At 58.4% G+C, this 19,397-nt stretch carries 21 protein-coding genes and 1 pseudogene; 9 read left to right on the top strand and 13 right to left on the bottom strand.

Annotation, left to right across the window (positions count from 1 at the left end):
• Positions 1-108: 108 nt before the first annotated feature.
• Entirely contained in the window at positions 109-1,446 is a 1,338-nt protein-coding gene (locus tag ACESMW_RS03050) for a PEP-CTERM sorting domain-containing protein (RefSeq protein WP_372985606.1), read from the bottom strand.
• Positions 1,447-1,820: 374 nt separating this feature from the next.
• On the opposite strand from ACESMW_RS03050, the gene ACESMW_RS03055 reads away from it, so the two are divergent.
• From ACESMW_RS03055 to ACESMW_RS03070, 4 genes are all read left to right on the top strand, one after another.
• Positions 1,821-2,279, top strand: coding sequence for a DUF4112 domain-containing protein (locus tag ACESMW_RS03055; protein ID WP_372985607.1), 459 nt, complete (start codon positions 1,821-1,823; stop codon positions 2,277-2,279).
• Positions 2,280-2,342: 63 nt separating this feature from the next.
• The gene (locus ACESMW_RS03060; protein WP_372985608.1) at positions 2,343-2,732 is read left to right on the top strand and encodes a DUF2750 domain-containing protein; all 390 of its coding nucleotides are present in this window, start codon (positions 2,343-2,345) and stop codon (positions 2,730-2,732) included.
• 55 nt (positions 2,733-2,787) lie between these two features.
• Positions 2,788-3,435 carry a DsbA family oxidoreductase gene (locus ACESMW_RS03065; RefSeq protein ID WP_372985609.1) on the top strand — a complete coding sequence of 216 codons (648 nt, stop codon included), beginning with the start codon at positions 2,788-2,790 and terminating at the stop codon, positions 3,433-3,435.
• A gap of 95 nt (positions 3,436-3,530) precedes the next feature.
• Positions 3,531-4,835, top strand: coding sequence for an MFS transporter (locus ACESMW_RS03070; protein ID WP_372985610.1), 1,305 nt, complete (start codon positions 3,531-3,533; stop codon positions 4,833-4,835).
• A 162-nt stretch (positions 4,836-4,997) separates the two neighbouring features.
• On the opposite strand, the gene ACESMW_RS03075 is transcribed toward ACESMW_RS03070, so the two are convergent.
• Both ACESMW_RS03075 and ycaC read right to left on the bottom strand, forming a co-directional pair.
• Positions 4,998-5,342 (bottom strand): hypothetical protein, encoded by a 345-nt coding sequence (locus ACESMW_RS03075; RefSeq protein WP_372985611.1) that lies wholly within the window; start codon positions 5,340-5,342, stop codon positions 4,998-5,000.
• A gap of 286 nt (positions 5,343-5,628) precedes the next feature.
• On the bottom strand, positions 5,629-6,252 hold the full coding sequence (ycaC, locus tag ACESMW_RS03080; RefSeq protein ID WP_372985612.1) for an isochorismate family cysteine hydrolase YcaC: 624 nt from the start codon (positions 6,250-6,252) through the stop codon (positions 5,629-5,631).
• A 144-nt stretch (positions 6,253-6,396) separates the two neighbouring features.
• Between ycaC and ACESMW_RS03085 the strand changes: the two genes are divergently transcribed.
• Positions 6,397-7,305 carry a LysR family transcriptional regulator gene (locus ACESMW_RS03085; RefSeq protein ID WP_372985613.1) on the top strand — a complete coding sequence of 303 codons (909 nt, stop codon included), beginning with the start codon at positions 6,397-6,399 and terminating at the stop codon, positions 7,303-7,305.
• On the opposite strand, the gene ACESMW_RS03090 is transcribed toward ACESMW_RS03085, so the two are convergent.
• The gene (locus tag ACESMW_RS03090; protein ID WP_372985614.1) at positions 7,306-8,043 is read right to left on the bottom strand and encodes a maleate cis-trans isomerase; all 738 of its coding nucleotides are present in this window, start codon (positions 8,041-8,043) and stop codon (positions 7,306-7,308) included. It abuts the gene before it with no gap.
• Between the two features lie 157 nt (positions 8,044-8,200).
• Between ACESMW_RS03090 and ACESMW_RS03095 the strand changes: the two genes are divergently transcribed.
• Positions 8,201-8,587, top strand: coding sequence for a hypothetical protein (locus ACESMW_RS03095; protein WP_372985615.1), 387 nt, complete (start codon positions 8,201-8,203; stop codon positions 8,585-8,587).
• Here ACESMW_RS03095 and ACESMW_RS03100 read toward each other — a convergent pair.
• From ACESMW_RS03100 to ACESMW_RS03140, 9 genes and pseudogenes are all read right to left on the bottom strand, one after another.
• The gene (locus ACESMW_RS03100; protein WP_372985616.1) at positions 8,568-8,771 is read right to left on the bottom strand and encodes a DUF3185 family protein; all 204 of its coding nucleotides are present in this window, start codon (positions 8,769-8,771) and stop codon (positions 8,568-8,570) included. The two genes, ACESMW_RS03095 and ACESMW_RS03100, sit on opposite strands and share 20 nt — an antisense overlap.
• 91 nt (positions 8,772-8,862) lie before the next feature.
• Positions 8,863-9,768, bottom strand: a complete 906-nt coding sequence (arcC, locus tag ACESMW_RS03105) for a carbamate kinase (RefSeq protein ID WP_372985617.1) — start codon at positions 9,766-9,768, stop codon at positions 8,863-8,865.
• Positions 9,769-9,783: 15 nt separating this feature from the next.
• On the bottom strand, positions 9,784-10,785 hold the full coding sequence (argF, locus tag ACESMW_RS03110) for an ornithine carbamoyltransferase (protein WP_372985618.1): 1,002 nt from the start codon (positions 10,783-10,785) through the stop codon (positions 9,784-9,786).
• Positions 10,786-10,803: 18 nt separating this feature from the next.
• A complete protein-coding gene (locus ACESMW_RS03115; RefSeq protein WP_372985619.1) occupies positions 10,804-12,033 on the bottom strand; it encodes an arginine deiminase in 1,230 nt (409 codons plus the stop codon).
• A gap of 23 nt (positions 12,034-12,056) precedes the next feature.
• A complete protein-coding gene (locus ACESMW_RS03120) occupies positions 12,057-13,502 on the bottom strand; it encodes a YfcC family protein (RefSeq protein WP_372985620.1) in 1,446 nt (481 codons plus the stop codon).
• A 77-nt stretch (positions 13,503-13,579) separates the two neighbouring features.
• On the bottom strand, positions 13,580-13,993 hold the full coding sequence (gene arfB / locus ACESMW_RS03125) for an alternative ribosome rescue aminoacyl-tRNA hydrolase ArfB (RefSeq protein ID WP_372985621.1): 414 nt from the start codon (positions 13,991-13,993) through the stop codon (positions 13,580-13,582).
• A gap of 66 nt (positions 13,994-14,059) precedes the next feature.
• Positions 14,060-14,719, bottom strand: coding sequence for a hypothetical protein (locus tag ACESMW_RS03130; RefSeq protein ID WP_372985622.1), 660 nt, complete (start codon positions 14,717-14,719; stop codon positions 14,060-14,062).
• Positions 14,720-14,817: 98 nt separating this feature from the next.
• On the bottom strand, positions 14,818-16,251 hold the full coding sequence (locus tag ACESMW_RS03135) for an ATP-binding protein (RefSeq protein ID WP_372985623.1): 1,434 nt from the start codon (positions 16,249-16,251) through the stop codon (positions 14,818-14,820).
• Positions 16,248-16,974, bottom strand: a pseudogene (locus ACESMW_RS03140) (response regulator). Before ACESMW_RS03140 ends, ACESMW_RS03135 begins: the two are co-directional and overlap by 4 nt.
• Before the next feature lie 218 nt (positions 16,975-17,192).
• On the opposite strand from ACESMW_RS03140, the gene ACESMW_RS03145 reads away from it, so the two are divergent.
• The 3 genes from ACESMW_RS03145 (at position 17,193) to ACESMW_RS03155 (ending at position 19,331) form a co-directional block, all read left to right on the top strand.
• Positions 17,193-17,537 (top strand): hypothetical protein, encoded by a 345-nt coding sequence (locus tag ACESMW_RS03145; RefSeq protein WP_372985624.1) that lies wholly within the window; start codon positions 17,193-17,195, stop codon positions 17,535-17,537.
• A 64-nt stretch (positions 17,538-17,601) separates the two neighbouring features.
• On the top strand, positions 17,602-18,126 hold the full coding sequence (locus tag ACESMW_RS03150) for a cytochrome b (RefSeq protein ID WP_372985625.1): 525 nt from the start codon (positions 17,602-17,604) through the stop codon (positions 18,124-18,126).
• A 95-nt stretch (positions 18,127-18,221) separates the two neighbouring features.
• Complete coding sequence (locus ACESMW_RS03155; RefSeq protein WP_372985626.1) at positions 18,222-19,331, top strand: histone deacetylase; 1,110 nt, start codon at positions 18,222-18,224, stop codon at positions 19,329-19,331.
• Positions 19,332-19,397: the final 66 nt, after the last annotated feature.

Here is a 19,397-nt window from a genome sequence, read left to right on the forward strand (position 1 = left end):
CCGTTTGAGGGACGCCCAGCGGTTGGCAGAGAAACTGGCTAGTAAAGGGCGCGCTGGCAACAGACTATGTCGCCAGCGGCCCGGCTAAAAAGTGCTGATACCGTTGGCTCAGGCCGTGATGCCTTTGCGTCGGTCGGCGCAACGCCGACCCAGAAGGGCTATCAGCCCCGCTGCAAATAGTGCAAGAGTGCTGGGCTCCGGCACTGCTACCGCTACCGATCTGACAGCGCTAATGCGCAAGGTAAACGTATCCTGATCACCTAGGTCCAAATTAAAGGGATTACTGAATAGTTCCATGTTTACCGGATTGCTAAACAGGTCCAGGTTTAAGGTGTCAAGGAAGTAGCTTACGTTGAACTTGGCAAGGTCTTCAATCGCGTCGGTGCCAGCCAGGCAGGGCGTTCCGAGGACCGCCTCGTCAGGGCATGTGGCAAGCGTAAGCCCACTCACCAGTGCCTGCTCCTGCAACGCGGCCTCTACCTCAGCAATGCTGTCATACTGGGAGCCTTCGTTTCCTTCAGCGGTGGGCACGATATTACCATCGTCATCAAGCGCTCGGTTCATGATCCATTTGCCTGTGGCGGCATCGAAGTGCGCCATCAGAATAGCATCGGTTGAGGGATCGCCGTCATCGTCATAGAAGTAACCATCGGGTGCCATGGAATAGGACATCCAGTCACCGAACAGGGCTTCATAACCAAACTCGCCGCCAAACAGCCCCGTGCTCTGGAACAGGTCCTCGTTCACCAGATCCAGGCCAAAACCGCTGCGCTCACCGCTGAAGTAACCCCGGATGCGGTCATGCGTCTCGTCCACACCAAACAGCCCCTGTGCAAAGAGTGAACTGAACTGGCTGTCCTTTGGATCCTCGCCGAAGTCAACAAAACTCAAGCCGTCGCCTTCGATGGAGTACTCAAACGTGTCTCCGATCCCGAATCCCAGGCCGATGTTGAATCCGTCCAGGGTGCCGCCTGTGTTGTTGCCGTACTTTTGGAAGATCCTGTATAGCCCGTCATTGTCTTCATTTACCCAATTGCCGCCCAAATCAAATACCAGGTCGATCGGGCCAGCTTCCGTCTGGTCAAGCTTGAAGCGCTTGCCGCTCTGGAACTCGCCGTTACAGGTTGCGCTGCCAGCCGCCATGATGCAGTTATCAACCGGAGAGCCTGAAACCCCAACCGGAGCATCGTTGACGACCTTAAGTCCGGGGGCCGCACCCTCATCCAGATCGTATTTGATATAGCCGTTGGTACTGGCTGAACTATCCACGGGAGCCTTGTCGTAGATCGTGCTGAAGTAATTCCCGTCGATGTCGGGGCCAGAGGTAACCACATTGTCCAGATTCCAATCGGTAATCTGCGCAGCGAACGCAGAGCCTGTTGACAGCCCGGCGATTGCGAACGCCAGGGCCAAAGTTGAACGTAAGAAGCGATCGTATTGCTTCATGTTTAATCTCCTGTTTTCCTTCGTAGAGGTATTGCCAAATCGTTAGAAAAGAAGATTTCCCGTCTGACACGACCGATCACGCATGCTTTGAACCATTTTTCTATATATGAATAAATAACAGTTATTTGGACGAGTGATGCGGTTATCGACGCTGACGTCGGAAGGACACGCTGAACAGAGATGTAAAAGTATTCGACGCATTTACGAGGAAATGCGAACCTCCCACGGATAGCTGCAATGCTGATTGAAGTTCTTGGTGCAAGAATATCCGGCACTTGGGCGAGGAGGTGTAACCAGGCGACCTGCTGGCACCGACAGCGTAATCATTGGTGGGTTAGCCCATGCCAGCCTGATAGATGGCCAGTGGAGATTCCATGACTCAACAGCTCACCGAAGCCAGGCAGCGCGCAACACTCCGCCGCCTGGAGAAGTTCAGTCGATTTACCGACAGCAGCATTGGTCTTCCCTTCACCCGATTCCGGATCGGAGTGGAAGCTATCATCGGGCTTCTGCCAGGCGTGGGCGACATGGTTGGCCTGGTGTTGTCCGCCTATGTGCTTGTCGAGGCACAGCGCGTGGGCGCGAGCCGGGCGGTGAAGCTGCAAATGCTGCGCAACATGGGCATCGATTTTCTCGGTGGCCTGCTCCCTGTAGTGGGGGATGCGTTCGACGCCATCTACAAGGCCAATACCCGAAACACCCTGTTGCTGAAACGGTATCTGGAGGAGCAGCTGGCGGTTGAACCGCCCCCGCCTCCGTTCCCCTGGAAAATGCTGATCGGGCTGTCCATCCTTTTCGCGGTGATTACCGGCGGCCTCACGCTGATCTTGTGAAAGCTCACCTGCCGGGTTTACGGTAGACTCCTTGATCAACATCCAACTTCCCGGTGGAACTTCATGAGTGATAACCCGTTAACCCAAGCCCTCAATATGGACGGTGAGGAACGCTACGACTACTTTCTGGACGCAGTGGGCGAGGAGCGCGAGATCTGGATTCTGGTCAATGCCGACAATCACTTTCTGAAGATCGTCTCGGAAGAAGACGGCGTGGCCTATCTGCCGGTCTGGCCAAGCGCAGAATTCGCAACCGAGTACGCGAAAGGGGCAGGCGATCTTTCTCCCAAAGCGATTTCCCTGCCGGACTTCTTCAGGAAGTGGGTGCCGGGATTAACCCGGGACGGGCTCGAAATCGGGGTGTTTCCCGGTGGGCAGGGGGAACTCTGGATCACTGCGCCGGAGGAGTTGAAAGGTGACCTGCAGGAAGTATTGGCGGGTCCGGGCTTCTAGGCAAAACCATGCAGTTTTATCGGACGATCTTTCAGGTCTATTAACAGGAGCCACCATGAACAAGATGCAGATCGACATTGTTTCCGACATAGCCTGCCCCTGGTGCGCGATCGGCTACGCCCGCCTCGAGCAGGCTATGGAACAGTTGGCGCCAGAGTATGATTTCACCGTTCAATGGCATGCGTTTGAACTGAACCCGGATCACAGCGGCGAGGGTGAGCCCATCCTGCCGGCACTGGCCCGGAAATACGGGCGCAGCGAGGACGAGATGAGGGCCACCCAGAGCCAGATGATGACGATCGCAAAGGATCTGGGCCTCAACTTCGAGAAGATGCAGGAGCGATTCACCTGCAATACCTTCGATGCCCACAGACTGGTGAAATGGGCCGGCGAGCAGGGCCGGCAGACCGCGATGAAACAGGCATTGTTCGACGCCTATTTCGGCCGCGCCGAAAACGTATCCGACCGGGACGTTCTATTGAGTTGCGTGGAAAATGCCGGGCTGGACTCAGCGAAGGCCGCAGAGGTGCTTGATTCGGACCAGTTTGCCGAGGTGGTACGCAAAGACGAAGCGACCTACCAGCAGGCGGGCGTCTCGGCGGTGCCTGCGTTCATTATCAACAACAAGTACCTCATCTCCGGGGCCCAGGAGCCGGATGCGCTGGTCCGGGCGTTCCAGGAGATTGCTGCAGAATCCGAGTGAAGTCGCTTTAATCCCGCGGGGCTGGGCATTTGGCTTGATACCGGCCACAATCACGCCACGGAACTCCCTTGTATGGATCACTAGCCGAGCCGAACATGCCACCACACATGCCCCATGCCCAGTCTCCAGGCGCTCAGGAAGACAAACGCGCACTCTGGTCCTGGGCGCTCTATGACTGGGCCAACAGTGCCTTTTTCACCATCATTCTCACGTTTGTCTTTGCCCAGTACTTCAGCGTCTCGGTGGTGCAGGATAAGGTCGCCGGCACCAATGCCTGGGGTAACATCGTGGGCATCTCCGGTGTGTTCATTGCGGTCCTCGCGCCGATGCTGGGGGCCATTGCAGACCAGTCAGGGCGCCGTAAGCCCTGGTTGATCAGCTTTACCCTGCTGTGCGTGGTGTCATGCGCCATGCTGTGGACTGTTACACCAGATCAGGACCAGTTCTGGAACGCTGCGTTATGGGTAGGGCTGGGCACCCTCGGCGCCGAGTTCGCGTTCATTTTCTACAATGCCATGCTGCCGGATATGGCCAGTCAGGAGCGTACCGGCCGTTGGTCAGGCTGGGCCTGGGGGCTGGGGTACATGGGTGGTGTCACAAGCCTGGTGGTCGCGCTGTACGGCTTTATCGAGACCGACGCCAATCTCTTCAGCCTGGACCGGGATCAGGCCGAACACGTGCGCGCGACCTTCGTGCTCGTGGCTGTCTGGTATCTGGTGTTTTCGCTGCCGGCGTTTATATTCACCCCTGACCGGCCGCCCACTGGCCTGAACCTGGCGGCTGCTGCCCGTGCCGGATTCGTGCAACTGAAGGAGTCCATCGCCCATGTCCGGCAATACAAGGACATTGTGCGATTCCTGATCGCCCGCATGCTTTACACCGACGGCCTGGCGACCATCTTTACCTTCGGGGGCGTCTACGCCGCCGGTACCTTTAATATGAGTCCCACCGAAGTGCTGCAATTCGCCATTGCCCTGAACGTGACGGCAGGCCTGGGTGCGCTGGGTTTTGCCTGGATAGATGACGCCCTGGGAGGGCGTAATACCATCCTGCTGGCGTTGGTGGGACTGGGTAGCAGCGCTCTGGCTATCCTGGTGGTAGACAGCGCCACCGCTTTCTGGGTGTGGGGCATGATTCTGGGTATTTTTGTGGGGCCGCTGCAATCGGCCAGCCGTTCACATCTGGCCCGCGTGGCTCCGCCTCACCTGCAGACCCAGATGTTCGGCCTGTTCGCCTTTTCCGGTAAAGCCACTGCGTTCGCCGGCCCCTTATTGGTGGGCGCGGTGACCGCACTGACCGATAGCCAGCGTTGGGGGATGAGCACCATCCTCGTATTCCTGCTGGTAGGCTTCTTGCTTATGCTGAAAGTTCCGGCGACCGAGGCCCGGAAACCCGGCTGAGGGGACTGTCATGGCAAGGCCAACCGGAAATTCCGGTAATCGATGGATCAGGTTCTTACCGGGTTTTTCCTGGTGCTGGGTACGGCGCTGTATCGGCCGCACACGCTGAAGTCCTAGTCCAGCTCCCTGATACATACCCTATCTGCATCGCTGGAAAAGTTTTCAGGATCTGGTGACTTGGGATGCCTGGCCATAAGCCGACTGTATGGCCCAGTTACGTCCTGCCACTTTCACTGGTAGCTGGAAGACATGATGAGCGGTCGAGCCGAACGGATCGACAGCAGAATCCACATACTCGTAATGATCCGGCACCGACTTGCCCGGGCGGGCAACAATGAAGCGTCTGGTTGTGGCTTTTCCGGAAGCTACCGGAGACTGCTCTACCCAGAGATACACGCCTTTGGCGCCCACCAGATACTCGCAGAACACCACCTGGAAATCCGGCATAAGCTTGAGCGCTGTTGGTTCCTGTCCAAAGCAGAGCAGATACTTGTCGATGGTCTTCATGCGCCTCGCCTCCTTTTGGTCTGGTTTCCATCATCACGGTTTGGCGAGGCGAAGAACATCAGGCTTTTTGGGCTTTATTCTCTGGTTTTTTCGAGTAAAGAACAGGGAAAGTTAGAATCGGGAGCGGCCCCCCCCCCTACCTTGGCGCAGCATGTACCTTGTCGCTCCGGTTTCATCCACCAGGACCGCGCCGAAGGGCATCAATAACTGAGGATGGAGACGCGGTACAGTGGCGCCACCGAACATTGAAAAGGCCGGTGACGCCCCCGTAGTGATAAGCAGAATATCAGGCAGAAGTGAGTGCTGAGTAGCTGTTCATCAGGTTCCGGTAATCAGGAATATGGTCAGAGAAAAGCTGCCCGAGGCCTTCAATGTCGTTTCTCCAGTCTCTGTGCAGTTCACAAGCTACTCCGAACCAGGTAATCAGCTGTGCGCCAGCTGCGGACATTCGATCCCAGGCGGAGTCCCGGGTCAGTTCGTTGAAGGTTCCGGATGCATCGGTTACGACGAATACGTTAAAGTCCTCTGCCAGAGCGGACAGGGTAGGAAAGGCAACGCACACTTCCGTTACCACGCCGGCAATGATCAGCTGCTTTTTGCCGGTCGCTTTCACTGCCGCCACGAAGTCCTCGTTATCCCACGCGTTGATCTGACCAGGCCGAGCGATGTAGGGCGCTTCAGGGAAAGTCGCTTTGAGTTCCGGTACTAATGGGCCGTTCGGTCCATCCTCAAAGCTGGTGGTGAGAATGGTGGGCAGGTCGAAGTATTTCGCCAGGTCTGCCAGCGCGAGTACGTTGTTCTTGAAACGATCCGGATCGATGTCTCTGACCAGCGACAACAAACCGGTCTGGTGGTCGACAAGCAGCACGGCAGCATCGTTTTTATCAAGGCGAACATAGGGTTGGCTCATGTTTATCTCCATTTGAACGTGAAGGGCGAACCATCGGTGGATTCATCGATGGCAGTCAGGTTCAGGCTAAATCAGGGAAAGGCAGTCGATAAGACTGCTAAAATAAGTCGTAGCGTTCCATTTTTAGAACAATGACGGGAAACCATGCAGGATCTGAATGATCTGTATTACTTCGTTAAGGTCGTAGAGTCTGGTGGTTTCGCGCCGGCAGAGCGGGCCATCGGAACGGCAAAATCGAAGCTGAGCCGTCGTGTTGCCGGACTAGAGGACCGTCTTGGTGTGAGACTGATCCACCGGTCAACAAGGCGGTTTTCGGTAACAGAGATCGGGCAACGATATTACGAGCACTGCCGGGCGATGCTCATTGAAGCGGAGGCGGCCGAGGACGCCATTGAGCAGGTTCGGGCCGAACCCAACGGGACGATCAAGGTCACCTGTCCTGTTGGCTTGCTGCACTTTCATGTCGGTGAAATGGTGGCCGAGTTCATGGGCCAATATCCCAAAATCTCGGTGTCACTTGAGGCAACAAATCGCCGGGTTGATGTTCTGGCGGAAGGAATTGATGTGGCACTTCGGGTTCGGCCACTGCCGCTGGAAGATAGTGATCTCATTTTGCGGGTTCTCTCGGATCGGGGGCAGTGTGTTGTAGCCAGCCCTCGACTTGTCGATCAGATGGGCGGGTTGCCCGAAAAGCCCGAGGATCTTGCAAAGTGGCCTGCATTGAGCCGCTCTGGCTCGCTTGGTCAGCATGCCTGGCATTTGTTTTCCAAATCTGGGGAGAAGAGGGAAGTGGCATTTTTGCCTCGTTATGCCACAACGGATATGGAAGCCCTCAAGAAAGCGGCATTGGCTGGCGTGGGGATCGTCCAGTTACCTCAACTGATGCTTCAGGAGGAGCTTGGCAGCGGTGCGCTGATATCGCTTTTGACCGACTGGGAGCCTCGCCGTGAAGTCATTCATCTGGTTTTTCCGTCCCGCCGGGGGATGTTGCCTTCGGTCAGGGCATTTATTGAGTTTCTGGCCTCACGTTACGCGGAAATCAATGAGAATTGATCAGGGCACTTCCTCAAACAAACGCCCCAGTCCCGCTTGGGGCGTCAGCTTCCCGCATAAACGCAGCGCCTCCCAGAAACTGACCTGGTTGGCGGTGAGCACCGGTTTGCCGGTGGCTTGCTCCAGGTCAGTCAGCCAGGCGGCTGAATGGAGGGCGGTGTCGGGGATCAGCAGTGCGTCCGCGTCCTCGCGGGTATTCGCCACGGCGAAGTCGATCACCGCTTCTTTGTCCAAGGTACCCACTTCTGCAGCGGTCACGATGCCTCGGCTGGAGAGATGTACCACATCGATGTCGAAATGATTGAGGAACTGGCGGAAGCGTTGTGCGACATCCTCCGGATAGGTGGCCGCAATGGCCACTTTTTTTGCATCGATTGCTGTGATCGCCCGGGCAAACGCCATGGCGGTTGTGGATGCAGGGACGCAGAGGATTTTTTCAAGGGCGTCGATCTGCTGGCGGATGCCGTCCAGTCCCAGCACGAAGCTGGCGCTGGTGGACGTCCACATGACGGATTCAATCCCTGAGCCCGACAGGGCCTCCGCGCCTTTCGACAGCCGCTCGATGCTGCCCATTTCACTCAGCGCCTCGACGGTATGGGCATCTTCAAGAAACTCAGTGTGGATCAGATGGATTTCGGCCGGCGGGTCGATCATTTCGCCCATCAAGGGGTAATCGTCCTCGGCAGCGTGGCCGGGGTAAAGAAAACCGAGTCTCGCGGGAGGTAATGTCTGGTCCATCGCTGGCATCGAATGCGTGTTCACTCAGATGTGAATGTCACAGCGCAGTTTGCGCGACTGCCTGTCCCGGGGTCAATTCTGTCTTTGCAGGCCTTTGTCCTGGCGGTGCGGAGTCTTTATCATCGCGGACTACCTTCACAAACCTGGAAGTCCGCCGATGAAGTTCCCAACGGTCACCGTCACACTGGTGTCACTTGCGCTGATTTTTGTTCTCTGGGACCAGACCCGGGAAAAGCCTGAGCCGGTGGACGCTAGCCGCTTCGTGAATCTGGCGACCGATCCGGTTCAGCGGAGCGTGGTCGTGGACTGGCTGGTTACCCAGATTCCTGCTTTCTGTGAGCAGGCCACCGATCAGTCTGCGGGCACGGATGCACATTCGAAGTGCGTGAAAGACAGCGAGGCACGGAGCTCGGTTTGCCGCCGTGAGATGCACGACCGATTCCCGAGCATCGTGGCCTCTGATGCGGTCTTCCGGGACCTGTCCATCACCCTGATGAACTGCCTGGTCTCGCAATCCGGGCTGGTTATTTCTTCAGGAAAGTGAGGAAAGCGCCCGCCGCGGCTGCTGCCGCACCACCTACCAGGTACCACATAGTCTTATCGGTAAACCGGCCGGTTACTGTCTCAGTGAGCTGGTCACCTACGGATTGTGTGGATTGGTAACCAAAAAAGAGCAGGGCAATGCCCACAACCAGCAACACGATACCGATTAGTTTCGAGCTTCCCATTGAATGTTCCTCAGAGAATGAATGTTATGGATTTTCCGGGGTACGAACACAAGCGTGACACCTGATGGGGTGGTCGGCAAGATCCCGGGCACTAACGGATAACACTTGTTCCTGCCCGGCGTTCAAGAATTGCCAGGGCATCCTCCAGCCGGCCGATACCACTTATACCCCCGCTTTCGGCGAAATTTCCCGCTGCCGCCATTTTGGGCCCCATGGAGCCGGCCGGCAGGTCCAGCTTGCGGGCCTCGGCGAGAGTGAGTTCATGGATAGGCGTGGCAGCGTCTTTGCCAAAGTCCCGGTAGATGGCATCCACGTCTGTGAGCAGCAGTAAGGCGTCGGCCTTCAGCTGACGGGCCAGCAGCGCGCTGGCGGCATCCTTGTCGATGACGGCTTCCACGCCAACCATGCTGCCGTCGTCACGGCGAAGAATGGGAATGCCGCCGCCTCCGGCGCAGATTATGACGACGCCCTGATCTAGCAGGAGTTTGAGCACCCGAATGTCGGGGATCTCCAGAGGGGTGGGTGAGGGCACGACGCGCCGCCACTTGTCGCCGTCCCGCGCTATGTGCCAGCCTGCTGCTTCGGCCCTGGCCTCCGCTTCTTCCCTGTCGTAAACCGGCCCGACGAATTTCGTGGGCCTGTCGAAGGCGGGATCATCCTTGTCCACCAGCACCTGGGTAAGCAGGGTTGCCACTGGCCGGTCGTGGCCCAGGACATTTTCCAGTTCCTGCTCGATGATGTACCCGATCATGCCTTCGGTTTCGGCGCCCAGTACGTCCAGCGGGTAGGCTTCGTCCGGTTTGTAGGCGGCCCCTTGCAGAGCCAACAGGCCCACCTGGGGCCCGTTACCGTGAGTGATGACCAGTTGGTGGCCGGCGCGGACGATGCCGGCCAGTGCCGCTGCGGCGATCTTCACATTGGCACGCTGGGCTTCGGCGGTCAGCGGTTCACCGCGCCGCAACAGGGCATTGCCTCCCAGGGCTGCTACTACAAGCATGTCAGGCTCCTCCCATCAGTTGCCAAGAGTGGCGACCAGCACCGCCTTGATGGTGTGCATCCGGTTCTCCGCCTGGTCGAACACGATGGAGGCGGGGCTTTCGAAGACATCGTCGGTGACTTCCATGGCTTCAATGCCGAACTCTGTCTGGATGTCCTTGCCGACGGCGGTTTCGGTATTGTGGAACGCCGGCAGGCAATGCATGAATCTGGTCCGGGGGTTGCCGGTTTTTTCCATCAGGGAAGCATTGACCTGATAGGGCTGCAGCAGTTTGATTCGCTCGGCCCACTTTTCCTTGGGTTCGCCCATGGACACCCAAACGTCGGTGTAGACAAAATCCACACCCGTTACGGCGGCCTCAATGTCTTCAGTGATCATGATTCTGGCGCCGGTGGCACTGGCAATGGCCTGGGCTTCGTTCTGAATCGCCTCGCTGGGCCAGCAGGCCCTGGGGGCACACAGGCGAACATCCATCCCCATCTTCGCGCCACCGATCAGGAGGCTGTCACCCATGTTATTGGCGGCGTCCCCGATGAACACAAATGCCACGTCCCGAAGGGGTTTTTCCACGTGTTCCTGCATGGTCAGGAAGTCTGCCAGTATCTGGGTGGGGTGGAATTCGTTGGTCAGGCCGTTGTATACCGGCACGCCGGCATACTGAGCCAGTTCCTCCACAACCGCCTGGCCGAACCCCCGGTATTCGATAGCGTCATATACACGCCCCAGCACCCGGGCGGTGTCCTTGACGGATTCCTTGTGGCCGATATGTGTGCCGGTCGGCCCCAGATAGGTGACCCGGGCGCCCTGATCGAACGCTGCAACTTCAAACCCGACCCGGGTTCGGGTGGAGTTCTTTTCGAAGATCAGCGCGATGTCCTTTCCCTGTAGCTGTGGCACTTCGGTGCCGGCGTATTTGGCGGTTTTCAGATCGGCGGAAAGCTTCAGCAAAAAACTGATCTCCCGGGGGGTAAAATCCCGCAGGGTCAGGAAATGCCGGTTCTTGAGGTTAAAAGCCATGACTCTGCTCCTTCCTTGTCAGACTGCGTCCCGTATTGTCGGGCAGCTCATGCACCGCCCGCCGCCCCGGCCCCGGCCAAGTTCAGCACCGGGTATCGGAAGCACCTCGATGCCAGCCGCTTCCAGGGCGGCATTGGTATCGTCATTGCGGTCGTAGCCGATAACCACGCCCGGGCTCAGGGCCAGCACGTTATTGCCATCGTTCCACTGCTCCCGCTCCCGTTCGGCTGGCGTGTCGCCACCGGTGGCGATCACCTCCAGGGAAGTGTAGCCAAGCACATCGGCGACAACGTCAAACAGCGGCCGGGGATCCTGCTCAAATGACAGATGCTTGCCGTCCTTGCCCGGGCGCAGGTCGTAACACACCATTTCATCGGCGACTTCCTTGAAGCTTGTCACCACGTTGCCGCCACAGAAGGTGAATACGGTATCGAGGTGCATGGCTGAGCGGGTTTTGGGAATCTGGCAGGCGATCACGCGCTCTGCGGTTCCGCTATCAAAGAGGGCCTTGGCCAACTGGCCGATGGCCTGGGGTGAGGAACGCTCCCCCATGCCGACCAGGACCGCGCCATTGCCGACCGGCATGACGTCACCCCCTTCCAGGGTAGCCAGGGCATGGTCCTTGAGGGGGTCACCCCAATGCACGTTAACCTTGCCGGCGAAGGCCGGGTGGTAACGGTAGATTGCGCTCATCAGCAATGTTTCCGGTTTGCGCGCGGCCCAGTACATGGGGTTCAGAGTGACACCGCCATAAATCCAGGCGCTGTTGTCACGGGTGAACAAAAAGTTCGGCAGTGGTGGAAGTACAAATCCGTGAGGCCCCAGATGGTTGCCAAACAGCCCGGCCGGGTCGAAAGGCAGGTCTCCCACTTCCAGCCCGCCAATCAGGAACTCTGCCAGGGTCTGGCCCGGAAGCTCGTCCATCCAGGCGCGGAGGTCGGATACCATGCCCACGCCAATATGATTCCAGGTGATCCGGTGGTCCAGAATCCAGGCCCTTGCTTCGGGAATATCAAGGGTTTCTGCCAGCAGTTCGTTAACGTCCAGCACATCCACGCCCCGGGTACGCATCAGCCCGGCGAATACGTCGTGGTCTTTCTGCGCCTGCTTGACCCAGAATACATCGTCAAACAACAGTGCATCGCAGTTGGAGGGTGTCAGCCTCCGATGGGCAAGACCCGGGCGGCAGACGATGACCTGCCGGAGGGTGCCGGTTTCGGAGTGAACGCCAAGAGTGTGTTCAGCCATCCCGCATGCTCCTTTGCTTGGGGTTAGAGAAACGCGCCGATACTGATGACCACACTGATAAAGACAGTGAGGATCAGCAACAGGGGCCAGATAAACGCCAGCCAACGGTCGTAGGAGATCCGGCCAATGGCGAGGCCACCAACCACCACGGCGAAGGTCGGGTTGATCAGGTTGACCAGTCCGTTGGCCGACTGGTAAGCGGTAACCACCAGATCACGACCCACGTTGGCGAAGTCCGCCAGTGGCGCCAGAATCGGCATGGACAGCACAGCAAGGCCGGATGAGGACGGCACAAAGAAACTCATGCCTACTTCCAGCCAGAACATCACGTTGATAAAGGCCAGTTCCGGCAAGCCACCCAGGGTGGTTTCTGCGCTATGGAGAATGGTGTCGGCAATCATGCCCTGTTCCATGATCACCACTATGCCCCGGGCCAGGCCGACGACCAGTGCCACGCCCAGCAGGTCGCGGGCGCCGTCCACAAAACTGCCGGTCAGCTTCTTCTCGCCCAATCGGGCGACCAGACCGATCACGATGGCCGACCCCAGGAAAAGCGCACCCATTCTGGCCATCCACCAGCCCTGGGAGGAGACACCCCAGATCATTACAGCAAACGTCAGTGCGAAAATAACCAGGGCGATTTTATGGGTACCCGTCAGGGTAAAATCTTCAATCTCGTCACCACCCCGAAGAAAAATCTTGCGGTGAGCCTCTAGCTGTTTGGCAACCACGGAGCGGGACGGATCCGCCTTGACCCGCTGGGCATAGCGCATAACATACGCGGCACAAATGACCAGGCCACCCACAAGCAGCACAAACCGCAGCACGATGCCATCAGTAAAGGGAATCTCAGCGGCATTGGAGGCAATAACGGTGGCAAACGGGTTAATAGTCGACCCCAGCACTCCGATACCGGCACCTATAAGGATGATGGCAACCCCGGTGACGGCGTCATACCCTGCCGAAATGATCACTGGAATGAGAATGGCATAGAACGCCAGGGTCTCCTCTGCCATACCGTAGGTTGTACCCCCGATCGCAAAGAGCGTCATCAGGATCGGGATCATCCAGATCTCCCGGCCCTCCAGCCGGTGCATGGCACTGCGGATGCCTGTGTCGATAGCGCCGGTGGCATTCATGACACCCAGAAATCCGCCAAGGAAGAGAATGAACAAGGCAACATCAATAGCATTGGCCGTGTAACTGTCCGGATCGTAAAAACCGGCCCCCGGGGCCAGCATCACATCCACAAAACCCTGTGGGTTGGGATCGACCGTTTGATAGGTGCCAGGCACGGCAACCTCGCGTCCGACCTCTTCGTTCATGACCCGTTCATATTGCCCCGCTGGAATAATCCAGGTGAGTGCTGCAACCAGAATGATCAGCAGAAACAGAATGGTATAGGCGGTAGGAAAGCGAGTGGCCAGCTCTTCTTCAGGATTCGATGCGGGTTGTTTTTCGTCTGTCATGTTGCCTCCCTTGGCTTCGTGATAAGACTGTCAAACACACCCAGTATAGACCTCAGCGTCACTTGTGCAGTGCGCAATCAGGCTTTCACCTTACCGCGCAGAGACTTGATCTTCCCCTTGTGGGTTTTGCGGTCTACCCTGCGCCGCTGCGAGCCCTTGGTCGGGCGGGTTGGCCGGCGGGCCTTCTGCTGTTTTACCGCGCCCTGGATGAGTTCTTTCAGCCGTTCGAGCGCGTCCTCCTTGTTCTGCTCCAGCGTGCGGAAGGATTGCGCCTTGATCACCACAATGCCGTCTTTGCTGATGCGCTGGTCGGATAACGCCATGAGCCGTTCCTTGTAAAAGGGCGGCAGGGTGGAGTGGAGAATGTCGAAGCGCAGGTGAACCGCCGTGGCCACCTTGTTCACGTTCTGGCCACCGGCACCCTGGGCGCGGATCTGGGTGATCTGGATTTCCCAGTCTGCGAGTTCGACGGCGTTGGAGATTTTCAGCATGGTTTGGTGATGAAACCTGTTGGTGGTTTGAGTGTCGTGTTTTTCTGCGCAGGGCAACGGGGCCAGCTAGCGTCGGAACAGCCTCGGATTACGCTCGATGAATCCGTCAATCCAGCGCTCAAGAAAGGATTTTGCGTCCGGTCTTTTCAGGTACCGCCATCCCAGGAAAGAGATCACGAACGCGCCAATTGCATCCACGATCAGGTCCCACATGGTATCGGTCAGCCCCGAGGGATCGCCCAGCATGGGCTTCTGCATGTTCATGCCGAAGAGCGAGTCCATGGTGAATTCGAAGATCTCCCACAGGGCGCCCACCCCCAGGGCAAACAGGAAGGCAAAAAATGCCACGAAGCCGGGCTTCATGTGCACATGGATCTTTTCGGTTTCGTTCATGATGTGCACCAGCAGAAAGCCGATGATGCCCAGCAGGAATCCGGACATGGTGTGCAGCGCCATATCCCACCACCAGAACCGGGTGTAGTAATCGCGGATCTCGCCAAGAAATAGCGAGGCAAACACAAAGGTGATGGCCGCCAGCTGCAGCTCCGGCGGAATGTGAATCCGGAAGCGCCGCTCGAACAGCACCGGGAAAAAAGTGATCAGGATAATCATCGCGGTCAGGAACGCTGTGAACCAGCGTTGGCCCCAGACCGCAAAAATCGCTTCAGCCAGCAGGACCAGTTGCAGGGCGACTGTGATTCTCTGATGGGTAATTCGGATCCGCATCTGCAGAAGGCTCCCGTAATCGGTGGGATTACCCTAACACAACAGCTTGCGGAAATGGCGCGTGACCCGTTTGCCCGGAGGGTGTTCCGTTGGGCCAGTCAGTCAGATTTGCGGGTTACCGAGATGGGCAACATCACAGACACTCGTAATCCCTTGCCTTCCGGGCCGGTGTCGAGCTGGATCTCGCCTCCCATGCCCCGAATCAGGGTGCGTGCGATGGCCAGCCCCAGGCCGGCGCCACCGGTGTCGCGGCTGCGAGACTGTTCCAGGCGGTAGAAGGGCTGAAACACCCGGTCCCGTTCCGCCTCCGGGATGCCCGGACCCTGATCGGTGATGGTGATGATGGCCTCTTTTTCAGAGGCGTCCAGCTTCACTTCGGCCTTTTGCCCGTAATTGACGGCGTTCTCGATCAGGTTGCGCAGCGCGCGCTTGACCGCCTCCGGCTGACCCTGGAGCACGCACCGTGGGCTGTCTTCACAGTCCACCGCCAGGCCCATTTCCCGGAGATCATCACAGAGGCTTTCCAGCAGGGTGGCGAGGTCATAACGTCGGTGTTGCTCGGTGGTGCTGCCCCGAATGAAGTCGAGCGTTGCTTCCGCCAGGTGCTGCATCTCTTGCAGAGAATCGAGCAGCCGGTCCCGGTCTTCGCCTTCAGGTAGCATTTCCACCCGCAGCCGCATGGAGGTAATGGGAGTTCGCAGATCATGGGCCAGGGCAGCCAACAGGCGCTCCCTGTCTTCCTGCGCTCGGCCGACCTGGAGCTGCATCTGGTTGAAGGCGCGCGTCACTTCGCGAATATCTTCGGGGCCGCACTCCGGAATCCGGACTTTCTCACCACGACCGAAGGCATGGGCAGCCTGGCTAAGTTCGTTCACCGGTTGCAGAATGCGTCGGATTGCCAGCAGAACCGTGAGGATCAAAAGCACGGCAGTGATGCCCACACTGGTGAGGGTCGCTTTCAGCCAGAGCCAGGAAGGTGCTGGCGGCTGGGCCCGGGCGTTGAACCACTGGCCCGACGACAATGCCAGGGAAACGCCCAGAATGGGCGGGCATTCGTGGCGGTCCGCCCGGTGTTCACGGCGATCATCGTCCTCGTGATGCTCGTCGTCATCGTCGTGTTTCTCCCGGTCTTCATGGTCATCGTCATCCGGTTCCCGGCCTGGCAAGCATTCGGCCTCATCCGCTTCCATGGCTGATCGTACCTGTTCACCCGTCAGGCCCAGTTCCGTGGCCAGTTGCCGGGTCATGGCTGAGGCTTCGTCGGTGGGCAGCTGAGGCATAGGATCGATGGAAAGCTGCAGGGATGGGCTGGAAAGTGCCCGCAATATACGCTCCTGGCGCTCCGGGTCTGTGGTGTCGAGCAGGGCGTACGCGTCGGCTATCCGCTCCAGAACATGCTCAAGGCTGGCGCTGCGCAGGGCACCCTGGCGTTCTCCTGCCAGAATCGCGATGGTGATGATCTGCGCCACTACAAGCACCAGGATCAGCAACAGAGCGAGCTGTCCGCCGGCACGGCGGGGCCATAACCTCATTGTCCTGCCCCTTCCACGCTGGCAATCCACTGGTAGCCACCACCCCAGATGGTTTTGATCAGTCTGGGGTTGCGGGCATCCGGGTCAATTTTCCGGCGCAGCCGGCTGACATGGTTATCGATACTGCGATCAAAGGCATCCGCTTCCCGACCCAGGGTCAGGTCCATCAGCTGATCCCGTGACAGCACGCGACCGGCGTGTTCCAGGAAAGCCAGCAGCAACTTGTATTCGGCGGTGCTGAGGGACACTTCCACGCCATCCGGGTCGACCAGTTGGTGACGGTCGACGTCCAGGGTCCAGCCCTCGAATGACAGGCATTGCCCCGCCATGGGGCTGCGTTGGGGGGGGTAGCGCTGTGGTGCGGCGCAGGACTGCCTTGATGCGGGCCAGAAGCTCCCGCGGATTGAAGGGCTTGGTCAGGTAGTCGTCGGCGCCCATTTCCAGGCCGACGATGCGGTCGGTCTCCTCGCTCATGGCAGTCAGAAGAATGACCGGCAACTCGGTGTGCTCCCGAAGGTAGCGGCAGAGGGTCAGACCATCGTCTCCCGGCATCATGATGTCCAGCACAACCAGATCCACAGAGTGGGCTCTCAGCTGCCGCTTCATGGCATCCCCGCCATCCGCCAGCAGCACTCGAAGACCGTGTTCCTGCAGATAACGGCCGACCAGATCGCGAATGTCCCGATGGTCGTCGACTACCAGAATCGTGGGAGAAGCGCTCACTCATTACTCCGTCTGCTTGACTGTTGCACCGATTATAGGGGACATGTCGGGGCGCTTGGGCACGATGTTGTCAAAAATCATCCCGATTCCGGCACTTGCGACAATTTGCGACAAACTCGCCGCCTGACCGGGACAATTCTGCGACGTTTCCTTGGTGCAATGATTCCCGACCAGCAATGACATTTCGTCATGGGTTTCATCACACAAGGAGTTCCATCATGAAGAAAACCACCACGATTGCCGCCCTGTCCGCTGCCGCTTTGCTCAGTGCAGCCCCGCTTCTGGTGTCCGCGGACGACGATTACTGGGATGACGACCGTTACGAGCATCGCCGTGACGGCAAGCCCATGAACGCTGATCTCAAGCAGTACAGCACTGAGGAGATGCGCATCATGGCCTATGGCCAGGCTCTGCGCCGGTTTGGCCCGGGGGTGGACGTCTCCGTGGAGGAGACCAAAGACGGCACCTATCTGGTGCAGTTGCGGGATGCCGATCAGAACCTGATCCGTGAGCAGGAGTTCAACCGGTATGGCGTACCGGCTCGTGATTCGCGCCGGGATTGAGATCCGGTAGTCAGCGCGAGGGCCCGGGGAGGGCTCTCGCCACCCCTGCTGAAGGAGATAGATGATGACACTGATGGATGCTGAGAACCGTTATGGGGCCGTTTCCCGTGCCATGCACTGGATTATGGCTGTGTTGCTGCTGTTCATGCTCGCCAGTGAGGTCTGGTTCGAGGGTTTGGAAGACAGTCTCTCGGAAGCCTCATTGATGGTGTGGCACCAGAGCCTGGGCCTGGCATTGTTCGGGCTCGTACTGTTTCGTGGCCTGTGGCGATGGGTGAACCGTTCGCGCCTGAATCCGTCTGCCCACTGGGCAACGATGGCAAGGTTAGGGCATTTCGCGCTATACGCACTGATGATTCTGATGCCGCTGTCCGGACTGGTGACGTCGCTGGGGGAAGGAGACCCTGTCACCTTCTTTGGCTGGACGCTGTTTGGCTCGGGCCCGGAAATGGAGTGGCTGGAAGAAAGTGGGGAAGATGTCCATGAGGTTCTGGCCAACGTGCTCTGGCTGATGATTGGCGTTCACGTGGCCGCTGCGCTGGCGCACCAGTACCTGTTGGGTGACCGGATCATGAAACGCATGGCCTGAGTGTCGGGTATCGGTTTCATTGACTATGCTTTGATCAGCGGTGCGGGTTGCCGGGATGGCACTGGCACCTCCTGAACCAAAGCATGGAGTTAGCTGTGACTGAGCGAAGAGATGTCACCGTATTTTACGATGAAAGGGTACTCAATCACGCCCCCGATGTGAATGCGGCCTTTCTTCCCGGGCGCCTGGACAAGCGCGTCCGGGCGATCCTGGCGGGCCTGAACGTCCAGTGGAAATACCCTGAACACCCCGGGCGCATTCATGCCATTCTGGATTTATTGAAGCGTGAGCCGGTTGAGGGCGTTCGGTTTGAGCCGGGCAAGGTCGCCACACGGGAGCAGCTGGCCCGGGTTCACACTACGTCTTATCTCGATGATGTATTTTCCCTTCGTAACAAGAATGCCTGGCTGGATGTGGATACCACGGCTGTATCTCCCGGTAGTATCGAGGCTGCCGAGGTAGCGGCGGGAACAGCTATCGCAGCAGTTGAGGCCGTGATTTCAGGCAGTACCCAAAGCGCCTTTGCGCTGGTCAGGCCCCCCGGCCACCATGCAGAACCGGTGCGCGCCAGGGGCTTCTGCCTGCTGAATAACGTTGCCGTTGCAGCGGCCCATGCACTGGCAGAGCTTGGCTGCGAGCGGGTGCTGATCGTCGATTGGGATGTCCACCATGGCAATGGCACCCAGGACATATTCTGGGCCGACCCGCATGTCATGCTGTTCGATATCCATCGGGCTTCACCTTTTTATCCGGGCAGCGGTAATTTGCAGGAGGTCGGTGCGGGGATGGGCGAGGGCGCCACGGTGAACGTGCCCATGCCGGGCGGTTCCGGTGATGTGGCTTATCTCCGGGCCTTCAACGAGATCCTTGTGCCGGCCGCAGAGTATTTCAAACCTGATCTCATTCTGGTGTCCGCGGGGTTCGACGTCCACTGGTACGATCTGGCTATGAATGTATCCTTTGAGGGGTGCGCCGCCATGACCGGTGTTGTGCAGTCATTGGCAGACCGGCTGTGCGAGGGTCGGTTGGCGTTTGTCCTTGAGGGGGGCTACAACACGGAGTCACTGGCCCACGGCGTCCGCTCTGTTCTGGAGGTCCTGGCCGGCAGGGAGGTTCCGGAGCCCAAAGAATGCGGCATGGATGCGGTGGAGGAAGCCATCGCGTTTCACCTCAGTGCATTTACAGAGGATCCCGCTGACGATTGAGCCTTCGGGTCAGTGCCCTGAAACAGAATAATTGCATGCCGGGGAACCGATCAGCAGACTCCGACC

The sequence above is a fragment of the Marinobacter sp. genome, from assembly GCF_041690455.1.
GTDB lineage: Bacteria > Pseudomonadota > Gammaproteobacteria > Pseudomonadales > Oleiphilaceae > Marinobacter.

Bases quoted from the DNA above. Each gene is read 5' to 3' on its own strand.
- argF (WP_372985618.1), bottom strand. From the start codon at position 10,785: ATGGCTTTTAACCTCAAGAACCGGCATTTCCTGACCCTGCGGGATTTT.
- ACESMW_RS03065 (WP_372985609.1), top strand. From the start codon at position 2,788: ATGAACAAGATGCAGATCGACATTGTTTCCGACATAGCCTGCCCCTGG.
- ACESMW_RS03135 (WP_372985623.1), bottom strand. From the start codon at position 16,251: ATGAGGTTATGGCCCCGCCGTGCCGGCGGACAGCTCGCTCTGTTGCTG.
- ACESMW_RS03130 (WP_372985622.1), bottom strand. From the start codon at position 14,719: ATGCGGATCCGAATTACCCATCAGAGAATCACAGTCGCCCTGCAACTG.
- ACESMW_RS03055 (WP_372985607.1), top strand. From the start codon at position 1,821: ATGACTCAACAGCTCACCGAAGCCAGGCAGCGCGCAACACTCCGCCGC.
- ACESMW_RS03095 (WP_372985615.1), top strand. From the start codon at position 8,201: ATGAAGTTCCCAACGGTCACCGTCACACTGGTGTCACTTGCGCTGATT.
- ACESMW_RS03145 (WP_372985624.1), top strand. From the start codon at position 17,193: ATGAAGAAAACCACCACGATTGCCGCCCTGTCCGCTGCCGCTTTGCTC.
- ACESMW_RS03085 (WP_372985613.1), top strand. From the start codon at position 6,397: ATGCAGGATCTGAATGATCTGTATTACTTCGTTAAGGTCGTAGAGTCT.
- ycaC (WP_372985612.1), bottom strand. From the start codon at position 6,252: ATGAGCCAACCCTATGTTCGCCTTGATAAAAACGATGCTGCCGTGCTG.
- arfB (WP_372985621.1), bottom strand. From the start codon at position 13,993: ATGCTGAAAATCTCCAACGCCGTCGAACTCGCAGACTGGGAAATCCAG.
- ACESMW_RS03150 (WP_372985625.1), top strand. From the start codon at position 17,602: ATGACACTGATGGATGCTGAGAACCGTTATGGGGCCGTTTCCCGTGCC.
- ACESMW_RS03060 (WP_372985608.1), top strand. From the start codon at position 2,343: ATGAGTGATAACCCGTTAACCCAAGCCCTCAATATGGACGGTGAGGAA.
- ACESMW_RS03070 (WP_372985610.1), top strand. From the start codon at position 3,531: ATGCCACCACACATGCCCCATGCCCAGTCTCCAGGCGCTCAGGAAGAC.
- ACESMW_RS03050 (WP_372985606.1), bottom strand. From the start codon at position 1,446: ATGAAGCAATACGATCGCTTCTTACGTTCAACTTTGGCCCTGGCGTTC.
- ACESMW_RS03075 (WP_372985611.1), bottom strand. From the start codon at position 5,342: ATGAAGACCATCGACAAGTATCTGCTCTGCTTTGGACAGGAACCAACA.
- arcC (WP_372985617.1), bottom strand. From the start codon at position 9,768: ATGCTTGTAGTAGCAGCCCTGGGAGGCAATGCCCTGTTGCGGCGCGGT.
- ACESMW_RS03100 (WP_372985616.1), bottom strand. From the start codon at position 8,771: ATGGGAAGCTCGAAACTAATCGGTATCGTGTTGCTGGTTGTGGGCATT.
- ACESMW_RS03120 (WP_372985620.1), bottom strand. From the start codon at position 13,502: ATGACAGACGAAAAACAACCCGCATCGAATCCTGAAGAAGAGCTGGCC.
- ACESMW_RS03090 (WP_372985614.1), bottom strand. From the start codon at position 8,043: ATGGACCAGACATTACCTCCCGCGAGACTCGGTTTTCTTTACCCCGGC.
- ACESMW_RS03115 (WP_372985619.1), bottom strand. From the start codon at position 12,033: ATGGCTGAACACACTCTTGGCGTTCACTCCGAAACCGGCACCCTCCGG.